Here is a 14,986-nt window from a genome sequence, read left to right on the forward strand (position 1 = left end):
TCTCCACTCCTTCTCATCTTCAAATTTTCAAATTTTCAAATCAACACATCTTCAAATCTTCAAATTCTCTCATTTTCAAATCATTTTTTGATTTCTAAGCAAACATTATACAATATTTAATATACCTTATTCAATACTCAATTATCAGGGTAAAACAAATTTCGCGTAAACAGGAAAATGGTCAGAGCCAACTTTTCCGAGGGTTTTGAGATCGGCCAGTTGAAATTCTTTGGTGACATAAAAATGATCCAGCGGCCATCTCATGATCCGGGAGTTTGCGTCGAAACTGTTGTACAGCCCCCGGCCAATCCGCACATTATTTAGCTCTCCCGATTTGCCGAAGAGCCTGGCAGTCTGTGACCAGGAAACATCGTTAAAATCACCTGCCACTAAAGAAGGGATGCTTTCACCGGCTACAAAATCTCCCACTTTGAGAAGGGCAACTTCCGCTTCCCCAACATTATCGGGGTATTTATCGCTGGGCATTGGCGCCACCGGATGCACGGCGTGAAGCATAAACTCCTTGCCCGATTCCAGCTGAACCCGCGTATGAAATGAGGGCACATTTTTATGTCTCAGATATTTTATTTGTTTTTGTTTTAGAGGCAGCTTCGAATACAGTGCCATCCCATAGGCCTCATCATTTGGCTGCTCCATAACATAAGGATAATCCTGTTTGAGGACCTCCAGTTCATCCAGCCACCATTGATTCACTTCCATAGCCAGGAAAATATCGGGATCGGCCTCTTTAACAACTTCTATCACCTTAGCAGCTTCGCGGTTGGTCATCAAAACATTGGAGAGCAACAGACTAACAGAATTCTCTTCTGAATAATTTTCGACTGCATCAGGTACAGCTTTATCCCCGAACCAGTAAGGATAGATGCGGATAGATTGAATGAAAATGGAAGCCAATAAACCAGCTGCGAGCAATATGGAAGGCCACTTCCATTTAGTGTTAAGTCCGGCAACGAGAATAAGGCACAAGATTGCCAGGATGAGATACTGCAATCGCGGAAAATCCAGCAGTTTCGAGTACCAGTACGGCAAGTCGTAAAGGAGAGAAAGCAGGCTCGCCAGGATTACAAGACTGCTTATAAACACGATAAAATAAAAGAAGATTTTTCTAAAGCTCATGGTCTGTTTAATGCTATTGATCTCATTAAGTTAGTGAAAATTGGGAAAACAATCCGCATTTTCCTTAACAGACAGAAACTTACCTGAAACTAAAATTATAACTCCCTGGAATTTATTCTACTCACCCATTATTCAATATTCATTATACCTTATACAATTTAAAAAAGCTACCGATGCACAGATGATTTTTTTTACTCATACTCCTCTTAGTCATCTTCAAATTCTCAAATCATCCAATCTTCAAATTAACTTTGGAATTTGGTGCTCGGTGCCTGGAATTTATTCACATACCCATTATTCAATATTCATTATACTTATACAATTAAAAAGGCCACAGATGCACAGATGATTTTTTTTTACTCATACTACTCTTAGTCATCTTCAAATCTTCAAATTCTCACACCTTCAAATTAACTTTGGAATTTGTTGCTTGGTGCTTGAAATTTATTGAGTTACCCATTATACAATATTCATTATACCTTATACAATTAAAAAAGCCACCGATGCACAGATGATTTTTTTTACTCATACTCCTCCTAGTCATCTTCAAATCTTCAAATTTACTTGAGAATTTGATGCCTGGTGCTTGAAATTTATTGATTTACCCATTATACAATATTCATTATACCTTATACAATTAAAAAGGCCACAGATGCACAGATGATTATTTACTCATAATCCTCTTAGTCATCTTCAAATCTTCAAATCATCCAATCATCCAATCTTCAAATTAACTTTGGAATTTGGAATTTGGTGCTTGTAATTTATTGAGTTACCCATTATTCAATATTCGTTATACCTTATACAATTAAAAAGGCCACAGATGCACAGATAATTTTTTTTACTCACACTACTCTTAGTCATCTTCAAATCTTCAAATTCTCTCATCTTCAAATTTACTTTGGAATTTGGTGCTTGAAATTTATTGACTTACTCATTATACAATATTCATTATACCTGATACAATTAAAAAACGTCTCCTGACTAAAGTCAACCGACTATTAAAGTTTTAGTGCTTGCTTATTGGAATTTCTTCTTACAAACTACGGTTTTCCGCAATTTCCTTTAACAAAATATTAATAAGTTTACAGAATCTTGAAAATCCATCTGTCAACCCGCGTTGAAGAAGGATTATTCTGAGATTTACTTATAATTTTTACGGCCGGGACAAATTGGGTCCGGACTTAACGAACAAATTAAAATGAAACCATACCTATTACTTTTTTTAACTGCACTTCTAAACCTTAATGCTTATTCCCAAATCAAATTCGAAAAAGGATATTTCATTGATAATAGCGATCAAAAAGTAGATATCCTGATCAGGAATGTGGATTGGAGAAGTAACCCTTCTCAATTTGAATATAAGCTTTCCGCAGATGGGGCATCTAAAAATGCCTTAATAAAGTCAGTTAAGGAATTTGGTATTGCCGATGGGGCAAGATTCGTAAGGCATACGGTGAACGTGGACAGATCTAGTGGAAATATCAAGAATCTAAGCGAAGACAGAAATCCTGAATATAAAGAAGAAGAACTTTTTTTAAAATTACTCGTAGAAGGGAAAGCTAATTTATATTCCCTGGAAGACGGCAATATTACCAGGTATTTTTACAGCAAAGATGATTCAGAGATCATCCAGTTGATATATAAAAAGTACATGACCCCAGAAAAAAGTATCGCCACAAATGACGGTTTTAGACAGCAAATATGGAATAGTCTAAAATGTTCGGATCTTACAATAAGAAAGGTGGAGAACCTGGATTATAAAAAGAAGGATCTAACCAGCTTTTTTGTGGATTATAATGAATGTCATGATCAGCCCTATACGATCTACGAACAAAAACAACAAAAGGATCTGTTCAATTTAAGCGTGCGTCCGGGGTTGAATTTTTCATCTCTTTCCATAACGAATGCAAATTCAGGTTCTAAAAACACCGATTTTGACGATGAAATAAGGTTGAGACTTGGAGTTGAGGCAGAATTCATTTTGCCATTTAATAAGAACAAATGGGCAATCATTTTTGAACCCACCTATCAACATTTCAAATCGGAACAGACACAGGAAAAAGACAATGTTTCAGGAGGTGCCCTTATTTCAAAGATCGACTACCCCTCTATCGAATTGCCAGTGGGAATAAGGCATTATTTATATCTAAATGACAGCTCAAAGCTCTTTTTAAACTTTTCTTATGTAATTAATTTTGATACCAATGCCACCATGGATTTCTACAGACAGGATAACACCCTGTACTCTTCTCTGGAAATTAAAACCAAGGGGAATGTAGCCTTTGGTGCCGGATATAAATTTAAGGACACCTATAGCATTGAACTGAGATACAATACCAGCCGGGAAATACTGAGTAATTATTCTTACTGGAGTTCAGAATATAAAACCATTTCCATGATACTTGGCTATTCCTTCTTTTAAGTCAGGAGATTGCAGGCAGGATTCTCAAAAAGATTTCACACAAAGCGCACTAAGTTCAAAACAGAACACGAAGAAAAGGTGCCAAAAATGTCATTTTGAAGAAGCTTTTTCGCGACTGAGAAATCTATTTTGTTTCCAATTGGAATTTGGTGCTTGTAATTTGGAATTTCCTTTTAGGTTTCACGCAAAGCCCGCAGAGCTCAACCGCAAAGAGCGCAAAGAGATCTTTTTTTCTAAACACTGATCACTTTTTTCCCGCAAATCACGCAGATCTACGCAGATTACTTCTCCCGTCAGTTTGAGCCTGCCGGTAGGTAGGTAGGTGAATCCAGAGCTGCGGGAGCAGGGGCGGATTTGTATCGAGAACAAGCTCCCCCGTCAATTCGAGTGAATTCGATCCTGCGATAGCAGGAGCGGATTAGTATCGAGAATGACGGGTAACTTCCAAACCAAGCTCACTAAGTCAAAAAAGAAGAGCACAAAGAAAAGGTTCCAAAAATGTCATTTTCAATAGGCATTTGGGCAACGAAAAAATCTCCCGGCCAAGAAGAATTTCTGTTCATTGTTTATTGATAATTGTTCATTGAATTTACGGTTTCCCGCAACTGTTCCTTAACAAAATTTTAATAGATTTACAGAAACACATAGAATCCCGTAGCTCTCCCACTAATTAGATAATAACTATTAATTTAAGTGGTAATATTTTTAGAACATTAGCAGAAAGTTAAGAATGAAAAAACAATTCCTTGATTTACTTATAAAAATTTCAAACAAAACGTCAGATCTACATAATAAGTTAAGCAGTGAGGAGTTTCCAAATTTCGACTATTCCTCTTTATCGCCAATAAGCAATGGAGATGACAAAGGCCACTATTCAAATGCACTAAAATGGGCATTAATAAATAGAAAAGAAAAGGATATAAAAAACATTGCGCTAACTGGCCCCTATGGATCAGGAAAAAGCACAATATTAAAAACCTTCCAAAAACACTACTCTGGTAATGATTTAAAATTTTTAAATATATCATTAGCAACTTTTAAGGAAGAAAAAATTAAAAGAGATTCTGTAAGCTTCCCTTAAAACCGAACTGTTTAAAAGTAGAATAATTCTTAATTTTAAACAGTATGAAAAAAAGTAAATTTTCTCCACAGAAGATCTCTAAGATCCTTAAAGAATTCGATAACGGTAAAACAGCTGCCGAGATAAGTCGTGAATATGGTGTAAGCACCGCTGCTTTTTACAAATGGCGGGAGCGTTTTAGCGGAATGAATGGCAAAGAGCTTAAGCGACTCAAAGAACTTGAGGAAGAGAATCGTCGACTCAAGCAAATGTATGCCACCCTTTCTTTGGATCATGAGATGGCTAAAGAGATCATCGAAAAAAAGCTCTAAAGCCTTGCCGTAAGCGAACCATAGCTAAAGAACTTGCTCATTACGGTATAAGCAGGGCGTGCCGTGTTTTAAAAATGAGCAAGAGTGTGTTTTATTATAAACCTCTCCCTAAAGATGATAAACCCATAGAAGAAGCCTTACAGCAAAAGGCAGAGAAGTATAGTGAGGAAGGTTTTTGGATGGCTTATGAGCGACTGCGTAAGGAAGGAAAGCCGTGGAACCATAAAAGAGTTTATCGTGTCTATAAAAACCTTGGCTTAAGCTTAAGGCGTAAAGTGAAGAAAAGATTACCAGCAAGAGTAAAAGAACCCTTAGAAGTACCTGAGACCCTTAATCATACCTGGAGTATGGATTTTGTGACAGATGTCCTGGATAATAAAAGAAGGTTTAGGGCCTTTACTATTATTGATGATTATAACCGGGAGGCACTTCACATAGAAGTAGATTTTTCCTTGCCCAGCAATAGAGTTATTTGGGTATTAAACCACCTAATTAATCGAAGAACAAAACCTCAGAAAATAAGAATGGACAATGGTCCTGAGTTTATTGCTAAAATAGCTTCAGAATGGAGTCAGATGCATGGAATCAACTTCAAATATATCCAACCAGGAAAACCTACACAGAATGCTTTTATTGAACGATTCAATGGAAGTTATAGAAGAGGAGTTTTAAATAAATACATTTTTGAAGATCTGGATCAGGTACGAGAACAAACACAGGTATGGATGGATGATTACAATAATCAAAGACCTCACGATGCATTAGGAAAAATGGCTCCAATAGAATATGCAGAATTTAATTCTCTAATAGCAACTACAGATAAAACCAAAAACAATAATTTTATATCATCAAGCAGTTCTAATTAGGGGGAGCTTACATTATCTGATCTTAAAATCCCAAAAGAAGAAGATAATAAAGATAAATTCAGTGCCTTCACTAGGAAGTTACTAGAAAACAACCAAGTCGAAAATGAATCATATCGACTTATAACGAGATCAGTTCCATGGTGGTATAAAGATTTAAAAATAGAAAAGTTAGATAAAGAAAAGGTTATTCATTTAATAAATAACAGGGTTCTTCAGCCCGAATCAGAAAATTTCCAGTCTCTAAAAAAAGATCATAGTCCATTAAATATAATGTTTCTCGAAAAATTCAAAGCTACCTATTTTAAAAAATTAGATGAATTAGAGTTTGACGGTAATGATTTGGAAAATATCTTAAAATCAAATGTTTTTAACCATCTAGAGAAAAAAATATTAATAGACAATTCCAGTAATGAGATTATTACATCTAATTTGGTCGTTTTAGAGTTATTAAGTTCTCTTTTAATTCAATATGATAATTTTGAAGTAAATAATGAACTTCTAAAGATAATTTCCTTAAGTAAAAATGTACCAACTCAAGACAGAATTAAAATTTTTAGCCTCCGCCTAGAAAAACAAGATGAGGAGTTTATAGATAAATTCTTGATGAGTTTAGGTAAAGATTATGAAAGAATAACATTTAAAGATAGAAGGCCTAAAGTTCTTCAAAATTCGCATAACGAACTACTACTTCAAACCTTGAAAAAACAAGAATACATTTCTAGTTTTTCAAAAACTGTATTAGGCTTCCGAGTACATCACTGGAGAAAAAGATAATCCTGTCTAACATCAACATCTCCAAAAATATTAATCGGCTTTCTAATCTATTCCATTTAACCCACACCCCCTCTGTAACAATTGCTACACTTGTAGGTAACAAAAGTTACTGACCACCGCCTTCTCTAAGGGTATTTTTGTCTCACAAATTTTAAGAGATGAAAAGAACAAGAACCCTTATCCTTTTTCCCGTACTGTTTTTTGGCTTCCTGTTACAGGCGCAGGAAACGGTTTCCATTGGAAAGGAAGAAGTCCTGCAGCGCGTGCAGGAAAATAACAGTCAGCTAAAGATCTCCCAGCAGGAGTTCCTGGCAGCCCGGGCGCAGTACCGGCAATCCAACGCAGTTTTTCTACCCAACATAAGTGTCTCCCACACCGGGATGACCACCAATAATCCCCTTATGGCTTTTGGTTCCAAACTGAACCAGGAGCGCATCACTCAAAGCGATTTCGATCCCGCCCGGCTCAACAACCCGGACCGGATCGACAACTTCGCTACCAAAGTGGAAGTTCAGCAACCGCTGGTGAACCTGGATGGCTTCTGGGAGCGTGGGGCTGCGAAGAACAAGATGCAGGCCACAGAGCTACAGAGCGTACGCACCGGGGACTACATGAAACTGGAAACCGAAAAAGCCTATATGCAGTTGCAGCTCGCTCACAAAGCGGTGACCGTGCTGGAACAGGCTCTGGAAACCGCGCAGGCCAACCTGAGACTGGCAGAAAATAACTTTAAGCAGGGATACCTGCAGCGCTCTGATGTGCTCGCCGTGGAAGTCCGCGTGACCGAAGTGAACAACCAATTACAATACGCCAAAAGTAATGTGCAGAACGCAAGTGATTACCTCATGTTCCTCATGGGTGAATCCATGGACGTGGTGCTGCTGCCAAAGGATTCTTTGAATTTGGAGATGTATGCAGTTAACGCTCCTGCCCTGCCCGGTGACCGTGCCGACATAAAAGCCATGGAGCTGGCGACCGAGGCAAGGAAGAAAATGTATACGGCTTCAAAAATGTCATTTTTGCCACGCCTTAATGTCTTTGGAAGCTATGAGCTCTATGACGATGAGATCTTCCAGGGAGACGCAAACGGCTACCTGGCCGGCGTCGCATTGACCTGGGACATTTTTGACGGCAGCAAACGCATTGGAAAAGACCAGCAGTCCAAAGCCGAATTCAAACAGGCAGAACTGGAACTCGAACAACACGTTCAACAGAGTCAGATGGAATTGAACCGCGCTACCCGTGCATTACAGGATGCCGAGAACAAACTGCAACTCACCCAACTGGCGCTGGAACATTCTAAGGAAGCCCTGAGAATCCGAAACAACCGATACGAACAGGGACTTGAAAAAACAACAGACCTCTTAGGAGCCGAAACGCAGTATTCAGAAAAGCAACTGGAGTATTACCAGACGGTGTATGAGTATAACTACGCAGTTGCATATATAGAATTTTTAACGAGTAGTATTGAGAATTGAGAGCGGCCTTTCCGCTTTACCCCAACCCTAAAGGGAGGCAGAAAGTCCTGGATCTAAAATATTAATTGAAGCAAAAAGCCCTTCTCCCCCTTTAGGGGGCCGGGGGGTGAACGAAATACGAAGGTAGAAGTACGAAGGTAGAAGTACGAAGGTAGAAGTTCATTTGAATCAACCTTAGACCTTAAACTTTAAACCTTGAACCTATAAAAACCTTGAACATTAAACTTTGAACATTGAACAATTAGAGATATGAAAAAATTGATTTACACAACAATAATTGCTTCCCTGGGATTATTCGCGACGAGCTGCGGCGGTGATGATAAGAAACAGGCTGCGAATGAAGGGCCCGTAGTGCCCGTGCAGGTGGAAACACCATCGGGGGCGGGAGATCGCTTTCTTACTGCCAGCGGAAAAATTGAAGCTGTGAACAGCGCTAACCTCAGCACCCGCATGATGGGCTTTATTGACGACATCCATGTGAACGTGGGTGATAAGGTGAACAAAGGGGAGTTGCTGGTATCCATCAACAACAGCGACCTGCAGGCAAAACGAGCACAAGTCAATGCCGGCATCACCGAAGCTGAAGCCGCCTTCAACAACGCTCAAAAAGATTACGAACGTTTTAAGGCACTTTACGAAGAGCAGTCGGCTTCCCAAAAAGAGATGGATGACCAGACCGCCCGTTTCGAGATGGCACAGGCCAGGCTTGAGGCAGCCAAACAAATGAGAAATGAGGTGAACTCGCAGTTCGCTTATGTAAATATACGCGCTCCTTTCAGCGGAGTCATCACCAACAAATTCGCGGAGGAAGGCACCATGGCCAATCCCGGTCAGCCGCTGTTAGCCATTGAGGCTCCGGGAAATTTTGAGGTTACCGCGAGAGTTCCGGAGTCGAATATCTCCAAAATAGAGACAGGAACTAAAGTGGAAGTCATTGTAAAATCTGCGAATGAGACAGTTCCGGGAACAGTGAGCGAGGTTAGTACTTCGGCCAGCAACACCGGCGGACAATACCTGGTAAAAGTCGCACTTGAAGACAGCGAAGCCAATCTGAAATCGGGCATGTATGCCACAGTGAGATTTCCGGTTGAGAAGCAGGAAAGCACTACTGAAGCGGTGATGGTATCAACAGAAGCTATAGTGACCCGCGGAGACCTTAAGGGAGTTTATACCGTGAGTCAGCAGAACACCGCCATGTTGAGGTGGCTAAGACTTGGACGGACTTACGGAGACCGTGTGGAAGTCCTTAGCGGACTTAACCCTGACGAAGCCTATATAGTTTCGGCAGACGGAAAATTGTTCAACGGAGCAAAAGTGAGCATTCGGGAGTAAAAATATTGCGTGAGGGATAGAGGCAGCTACCCCGCCTGCCGGCAGGCAGGCGTGTAGCGCCGAAAGCCCGACCCGCCGAAGCTTTTTGCGGAGGCGGGGCACGTCCAAACAACTATTAAAAATATGAAAGAAGGATTAGCAGGCAAGATTGCCAAAGGCTTTATAAATTCGAAACTGACGGTGTTGCTCATGATCGTGTTCATGATCGTGGGGGTGTACGCGTCGTTTTTAATTCCGCGCGAGGAAGAGCCGCAGATCGATGTGCCCATGGCCGACATTTTTGTAGGCTACCCGGGTGCCAGCCCTACCGAGGTGGAACAGCGCATCATTAAACCCCTGGAAAAGATGGTTTCCAATATTCCGGGTGTGGAGTACGTCTACTCTACCTCCATGGAAGAACAGGGGATGTTGATCGTGCAGTTCTACGTGGGCGAGGATATTGAGCGTTCGTATGTGAAGCTCTACAACGAGCTCATGAAGAACATGGACCAGTTCCCGCCAAATGTGACTCAGCCGCTGGTAAAGACCCGGGCTATTGACGATGTTCCGGTACTGGGACTCACTTTGTGGAGCGAAAACTATGATGATTACCAGCTGCGGCAAATGGCCAACGAGCTGCGCCATGAGATCGAAAAGGTCGAGGATGTTTCTATCGTGAACACCATTGGTGGCCGTGACAGGCAACTGCGCGTGGTGCTCGACAAGGACAGGATGGCGGCCAGCGGCGTGGATATGTTGGGTGTTGCTGAAAAGATCCAGGCCAGCAACCAGCAGCTTTCCTCCGGAAGTTTTGACCGCAACGACAGCGAAGTTCTGGTTAGCTCCGGAAGCTTTTTAGAATCCCCTCAGGATGTGGAGAACCTCATCGTGGGAATAAATAACGGGCAGCCCGTGTACCTGAAGCAGATCGCAACGGTACAGGACGGGCCTGAGATCTCTAAATCTTATGTAAACTTTGGATTTGGGCAGGCAATAGATGCTTCGGAATATCCCGGGGAATATCCTGCCGTGACCCTTTCTGTTGCCAAGCGTAAGGGAGCCGATGCGATGAAGATCGCCGATGTGATCCTCGAGAAGGTTGACCACCTGCAAACGAATTTGATTCCTGAAGATGTGCACGTGGAAGTGACCCGTAACTACGGGGAAACTGCTTCGCACAAAGTGGGAGAATTATTGCTGCACCTCATTGGAGCAATTATAGCGGTAACTCTTGTGGTAATGCTGGCCATGGGATGGCGCGGCGGACTCGTGGTATTCCTTTCGGTGCCTATCACCTTTGCCCTTACCCTGCTCAGCTATTACATGCTGGATTACACCCTGAACAGAATTACTTTGTTCGCCCTTGTATTCGTAACAGGTATTGTGGTGGATGACTCGATCATAATTGCCGAGAACATGCACCGGCACTTTAAGATGAAACGCCTGCCGTTCCAACAGGCTGCGCTGTATGCCATCAATGAGGTGGGGAATCCAACTATCCTGGCGACCTTTACGGTGATCGCTTCGGTACTGCCAATGGCCTTTGTAAGCGGATTGATGGGACCTTATATGAGCCCGATGCCGATTGGAGCTTCCATCGCGATGATCCTCTCACTTTTCGTGGCACTTACAATTACTCCGTACCTCGGATTCATCTTTTTGCGTGAAAAGGAGAAGAAAGGTAAGCCTGTAAAAGAGGCTGAAAAAGGAATCGAGGATTCCATGATCTACCGCATCTACAGGCGTTTTGAGGAGCCACTTATAGATAATGCCAAGATCCGCTGGGGCTTCCTGGGTCTTACCGCCTTCTTTTTATTAGGATCTGTAGCCCTGTTCTTTACTAAAGACGTAGCCGTGAAAATGCTGCCTTTTGATAACAAGAATGAATTCCAGGTAGTGATCGACATGCCCGAAGGCACCACTTTAGAGCGAACAGCGGTGGTGACCAAAGAAGTAGGTCAATACCTGAGCGGAAGCGAACAGGTGGTGAATTATCAGACCTATATTGGAAGCTCAGCGCCTATAACCTTCAACGGACTCGTACGTCACTATGACCTGCGGGGAGCGAGTAATACCGCCGATATTCAGGTCAACCTGCTACCAAAAGGCGAGAGAAGCCTGCAGAGTCACGACATCGCGAAACTGCTGCGCCCGGATATTCAGGCGATCGGAGATAAATACGGTGCCAACATCAAGCTGGTGGAAGTTCCGCCGGGGCCTCCTGTACTATCTACCATAGTCGCGGAAGTCTATGGACCTGACTATGAAACGCAGATCGCACTTGCTGACAGTATCCAGACCATTCTTCACAATACCGAAGATGTGGTGGATATCGACTGGATGGTGGAAGCCGATCAGAAAGAATACAAATTTGAGATCGATAAGGAAAAAGCGATGCTTAATGGCATAGCTCCCCAACAGATCGTATATACCCTGAACTCTGCGATGGGGGAAAGATCCATAACGCAGCTTTATGATGAAGAAGCCACCCAAAGAGTGGGAATTGTACTGGCGCTGGATGAGGAAGAGAAATCCTCAGTCCAGGACATCATGCAGATCAACATCGCTTCCCAACAGGGACAAATGATCCCAATTGCCGACCTGGTGACGCCAAAAGAGTGGACCAGGGACAAGAGCATCTATCGAAAGAACCAGAAGCGCGTGGTATATGTGCTGGCCGACATGGCCGGAGAACTGGAGAGTCCGGTGTATGCCATCCTGGGAATGGAAGAAAAACTGAAGGAAATAGAACTGCCTGCAGGTTACGAGATCAGCGACCTGTATATGGGTCAGCCGCAATATGAAGATGACTATACCGTGAAGTGGGATGGAGAATGGCAAATTACCCTGGAGGTATTCCGCGATCTTGGAATTGCATTTTTGGGAGTTATCGTGATCATTTACATCCTGATCGTGGGCTGGTTCCAGAACTTTAAAGCACCTATAGTAATGATGGTAGCAATTCCGCTATCGCTGATAGGGATCGTGCTGGGCCACTGGATCATGGGCGCCTTCTTTACCGCCACCTCCTTTATCGGTATGATCGCGCTCGCCGGGATCATGGTGCGGAACTCGGTGCTGCTGATTGACTTTGTGAACCTGCGACTGGAAGACGGAATTCCGTTGAAGCAGGCCGTGATCGAAGCCGGGGCTGTGAGAACAACACCGATCCTCTTAACTGCAGGAACGGTAGTGATCGGAGCCTTCGTGATCCTGTTCGATCCTATTTTCCAGGGACTCGCCATCTCGCTAATGGGAGGAACTATCGTTTCGACCTTCCTTACCCTCCTGGTAGTGCCGTTGGTTTACTACATGATAGAAAGGAAGAAGTATGAAGACAGGGATGTAAAACCTGAAGTTGTGGAAGAAAGAGAAACTGAGAAAATTGAGTAATTGACAGTTGCAGGTTGCCTGTTGCGGGTTGCGAGTTGAAGACTCTAAAAATTTGCAAGATGTCATCTCGACAGAGCATTTTCTTTCGGCAGAAAGGAGATGCGACGAGAGATCTGCCCCGGTTGCAACAGATGTCCTTAAGAAGTTAAGATACTCCCTCCTCCCCCTTTAGGGGGGTGGGGGGTCTAATGGAAGCTGCGGCTTACAACTGAGAACCGAGAACCGAAAACCGACCAAACTTTAAAACAATTTAAAAATGAAACTATTATTAGTCACAACAGTTTCCGAATACCAAAAGGATGTTCTGAAGCTATTCAAAAAAGCAAATATTGAAGCCTTTAGTTCTTCGGAAATAGACGGCTACAAAAATGGAAATTCCCTGGTCGCGACGCAGAGCTGGTTTCCAGGGGAAAAAGGCGGCAATGAATCCGTTATGCTCTTCTCCTTCACAGAAGAGGAAAAGATCGCCGATCTTTTTAAGTACCTGAAGGAGTACAATGAGTACCTGGAGACCAATAATCCCGTGCGCGCGGTAGTGTTACCTGTAGAACGATCACTTTAACAATAAACAATGATCAATAAACAATTAACAATTATCAGTTAACCACTAAAAATTAAAGATTATGCTAAACAGAGTAATACGCGGCATCGCCGGAACATTTATTCTCATCAGCCTTTTACTGGCCGTTTATGTGAATATCAACTGGTTGTGGTTCACAGCTTTTGTGGGAGTGAATCTGTTGCAATCCTCCATTACCCGCTGGTGTTTGATGGAAGACATCCTGAAGAAATTCGGGATAAAAGATGAAAAAGTACAAAATCAGAAGTCCGCTTCAAAGATATGAGTTGCGGGTTGCGGGTTCAGGTCAAGGATCGAAATCCCATTCTTTATAGAATTTATCTGGAGTACAGCTCAAAATTACAGAATATGATAAATCGCATATTTTGGATATTGCCGGGTGTTTATATTTATCTGTTAAACCACTGTTTATGAAAACGTTTCTTCTTCCTTTTCTCGCATTTTTCCTGCTCTTTGGGTGCCAGGATAAAAAAGCAGGATACACTGCCCCTGAAAAAGCCGAAATGAAAATTTCATCTCAACAGCAGGATCATCAGGGTAAAAAGCTGATGGAAACTTATTGCTACGCCTGTCATAGCCCCAGTGCTCCAATGAATGAAGGCAGGATAGCCCCGCCCATGGCAGCTGTAAAAGCTCATTACCTTTTGAACAAACCCAAACGAGAAGCTTTTGTGCAGCAGGTTGTGAGTTTTGTTGAGGAACCTGCTGCCGGAAAATCAATGATGCCCGGTGCAATCAGAAAGTTTGGATTAATGCCTTACCAGCAATTTCCTGATGGTGCCGTAGAAAAAATTGCGGAATACCTGTACGACTACCAGGTCGAAGAACCGGAATGGTTTGCCAAACATTGGAAAGAAGGTTCCGGAAATGGAAAATACCGCCAGCAGGGAAGACAAATGGGCAAAGGCATGAGACAGGGACAGGATTCCGGTAAAATGGGTAAAGGAATTGGTCAGGGAAAAGGAATGGGGATGCAGCGTCAAAATGGAGCTGACAAAGGCATGGAGATCGCGCTGGAAACCAAAAAGTTACTGGGCCAAAACCTGATAAGAGCAATTCAAAAGGAAGGTACAGTACATGCTTTAGATTTTTGTAATGTGGAGGCAATTCCGCTGACAGCTTCTATGGCAAAGAAATACAACGCTTCAGTACAGCGGATTTCAGATAAACCTCGAAACACCGCCAACGCGGCAAATGCTGAAGAAACCGCACTCATAGATCTTTTTTCGCACCAGATAAGTGCGGGTAAAGATCCGCAGCCGGTGTTAATGCCACAAAATGGCAAAACCCGCTTCTATTATCCCATAGTTACCAATACCATGTGCCTACAATGTCACGGGAAACCTGAAGATATTGAGCCGCAGGTAAAAGAGAAAATACTCAAACTATATCCGCAGGATAAGGCAGTGGGGTATTCAGAAAATGAGGTGCGGGGAATCTGGAAGATTGAGTTCCAAAACAGCCGTTAAATTTAGAAGCCATGAAAACACAAATTAATAAAGAATGGCATGAAACGCACAGGATGCCCCAAAATGCGACCTTGGATCAACGAATCGACTGGCATCTGGAACATTCGAAGAATTGCAGTTGCCGCAAGATACCCGGTAAGCTTTCCGAAGAAATGAAGAAA

Annotated in this window: 11 protein-coding genes; 10 read left to right on the plus strand and 1 reads right to left on the minus strand. The window is 42.4% G+C overall.

Annotation, left to right across the window (positions count from 1 at the left end; genetic code table 11):
* Nucleotides 1-144: 144 nt before the first annotated feature.
* Nucleotides 145-1,137 carry an endonuclease/exonuclease/phosphatase family protein gene (locus V5739_RS01405; protein ID WP_423819362.1) on the minus strand — a complete coding sequence of 331 codons (993 nt, stop codon included), beginning with the start codon at nt 1,135-1,137 and terminating at the stop codon, nt 145-147.
* Nucleotides 1,138-2,338: 1,201 nt separating this feature from the next.
* Between V5739_RS01405 and V5739_RS01410 the strand changes: the two genes are divergently transcribed.
* The 10 genes from V5739_RS01410 to V5739_RS01455 all read left to right on the plus strand — a co-directional run bounded on the left by V5739_RS01410 (nt 2,339) and on the right by V5739_RS01455 (nt 14,825).
* Nucleotides 2,339-3,562, plus strand: coding sequence for an outer membrane beta-barrel protein (locus tag V5739_RS01410; protein ID WP_423819363.1), 1,224 nt, complete (start codon nt 2,339-2,341; stop codon nt 3,560-3,562).
* Between the two features lie 730 nt (nt 3,563-4,292).
* Nucleotides 4,293-4,643 carry a hypothetical protein gene (locus tag V5739_RS01415; RefSeq protein WP_423819364.1) on the plus strand — a complete coding sequence of 117 codons (351 nt, stop codon included), beginning with the start codon at nt 4,293-4,295 and terminating at the stop codon, nt 4,641-4,643.
* 44 nt (nt 4,644-4,687) lie between these two features.
* Nucleotides 4,688-5,820 (plus strand): IS3 family transposase gene (locus tag V5739_RS01420; protein ID WP_423819263.1). Its coding sequence is split into 2 segments (ribosomal slippage): nt 4,688-4,949 and nt 4,949-5,820, totalling 1,134 coding nucleotides; the frame shifts between segments, so codons are not numbered across the junction.
* A 270-nt stretch (nt 5,821-6,090) separates the two neighbouring features.
* A complete protein-coding gene (locus V5739_RS01425) occupies nt 6,091-6,594 on the plus strand; it encodes a hypothetical protein (RefSeq protein WP_423819365.1) in 504 nt (167 codons plus the stop codon).
* Between the two features lie 158 nt (nt 6,595-6,752).
* A complete protein-coding gene (locus V5739_RS01430; protein WP_423819366.1) occupies nt 6,753-8,072 on the plus strand; it encodes a TolC family protein in 1,320 nt (439 codons plus the stop codon).
* Nucleotides 8,073-8,321: 249 nt separating this feature from the next.
* Nucleotides 8,322-9,404: an efflux RND transporter periplasmic adaptor subunit gene (locus V5739_RS01435; protein WP_423819367.1), complete on the plus strand. Its 1,083-nt coding sequence runs from the start codon at nt 8,322-8,324 to the stop codon at nt 9,402-9,404.
* Between the two features lie 123 nt (nt 9,405-9,527).
* Nucleotides 9,528-12,776, plus strand: coding sequence for an efflux RND transporter permease subunit (locus V5739_RS01440; protein ID WP_423819368.1), 3,249 nt, complete (start codon nt 9,528-9,530; stop codon nt 12,774-12,776).
* Nucleotides 12,777-13,032: 256 nt separating this feature from the next.
* Nucleotides 13,033-13,338: a hypothetical protein gene (locus tag V5739_RS01445; protein ID WP_423819369.1), complete on the plus strand. Its 306-nt coding sequence runs from the start codon at nt 13,033-13,035 to the stop codon at nt 13,336-13,338.
* A 61-nt stretch (nt 13,339-13,399) separates the two neighbouring features.
* Nucleotides 13,400-13,621: a YgaP family membrane protein gene (locus V5739_RS01450; protein WP_423819370.1), complete on the plus strand. Its 222-nt coding sequence runs from the start codon at nt 13,400-13,402 to the stop codon at nt 13,619-13,621.
* Nucleotides 13,622-13,766: 145 nt separating this feature from the next.
* Entirely contained in the window at nt 13,767-14,825 is a 1,059-nt protein-coding gene (locus V5739_RS01455; RefSeq protein ID WP_423819371.1) for a c-type heme family protein, read from the plus strand.
* The last annotated feature ends 161 nt before the right edge of the window (nt 14,826-14,986 follow it).

The organism is Salinimicrobium sp. TIG7-5_MAKvit (assembly GCF_049569215.1).
GTDB classification, from domain to species: domain Bacteria; phylum Bacteroidota; class Bacteroidia; order Flavobacteriales; family Flavobacteriaceae; genus Salinimicrobium; species Salinimicrobium profundisediminis.

Bases quoted from the DNA above. Each gene is read 5' to 3' on its own strand.
- V5739_RS01405 (WP_423819362.1), bottom strand. From the start codon at position 1,137: ATGAGCTTTAGAAAAATCTTCTTTTATTTTATCGTGTTTATAAGCAGT.
- V5739_RS01410 (WP_423819363.1), top strand. From the start codon at position 2,339: ATGAAACCATACCTATTACTTTTTTTAACTGCACTTCTAAACCTTAAT.
- V5739_RS01415 (WP_423819364.1), top strand. From the start codon at position 4,293: ATGAAAAAACAATTCCTTGATTTACTTATAAAAATTTCAAACAAAACG.
- V5739_RS01425 (WP_423819365.1), top strand. From the start codon at position 6,091: ATGTTTCTCGAAAAATTCAAAGCTACCTATTTTAAAAAATTAGATGAA.
- V5739_RS01430 (WP_423819366.1), top strand. From the start codon at position 6,753: ATGAAAAGAACAAGAACCCTTATCCTTTTTCCCGTACTGTTTTTTGGC.
- V5739_RS01435 (WP_423819367.1), top strand. From the start codon at position 8,322: ATGAAAAAATTGATTTACACAACAATAATTGCTTCCCTGGGATTATTC.
- V5739_RS01440 (WP_423819368.1), top strand. From the start codon at position 9,528: ATGAAAGAAGGATTAGCAGGCAAGATTGCCAAAGGCTTTATAAATTCG.
- V5739_RS01445 (WP_423819369.1), top strand. From the start codon at position 13,033: ATGAAACTATTATTAGTCACAACAGTTTCCGAATACCAAAAGGATGTT.
- V5739_RS01450 (WP_423819370.1), top strand. From the start codon at position 13,400: ATGCTAAACAGAGTAATACGCGGCATCGCCGGAACATTTATTCTCATC.
- V5739_RS01455 (WP_423819371.1), top strand. From the start codon at position 13,767: ATGAAAACGTTTCTTCTTCCTTTTCTCGCATTTTTCCTGCTCTTTGGG.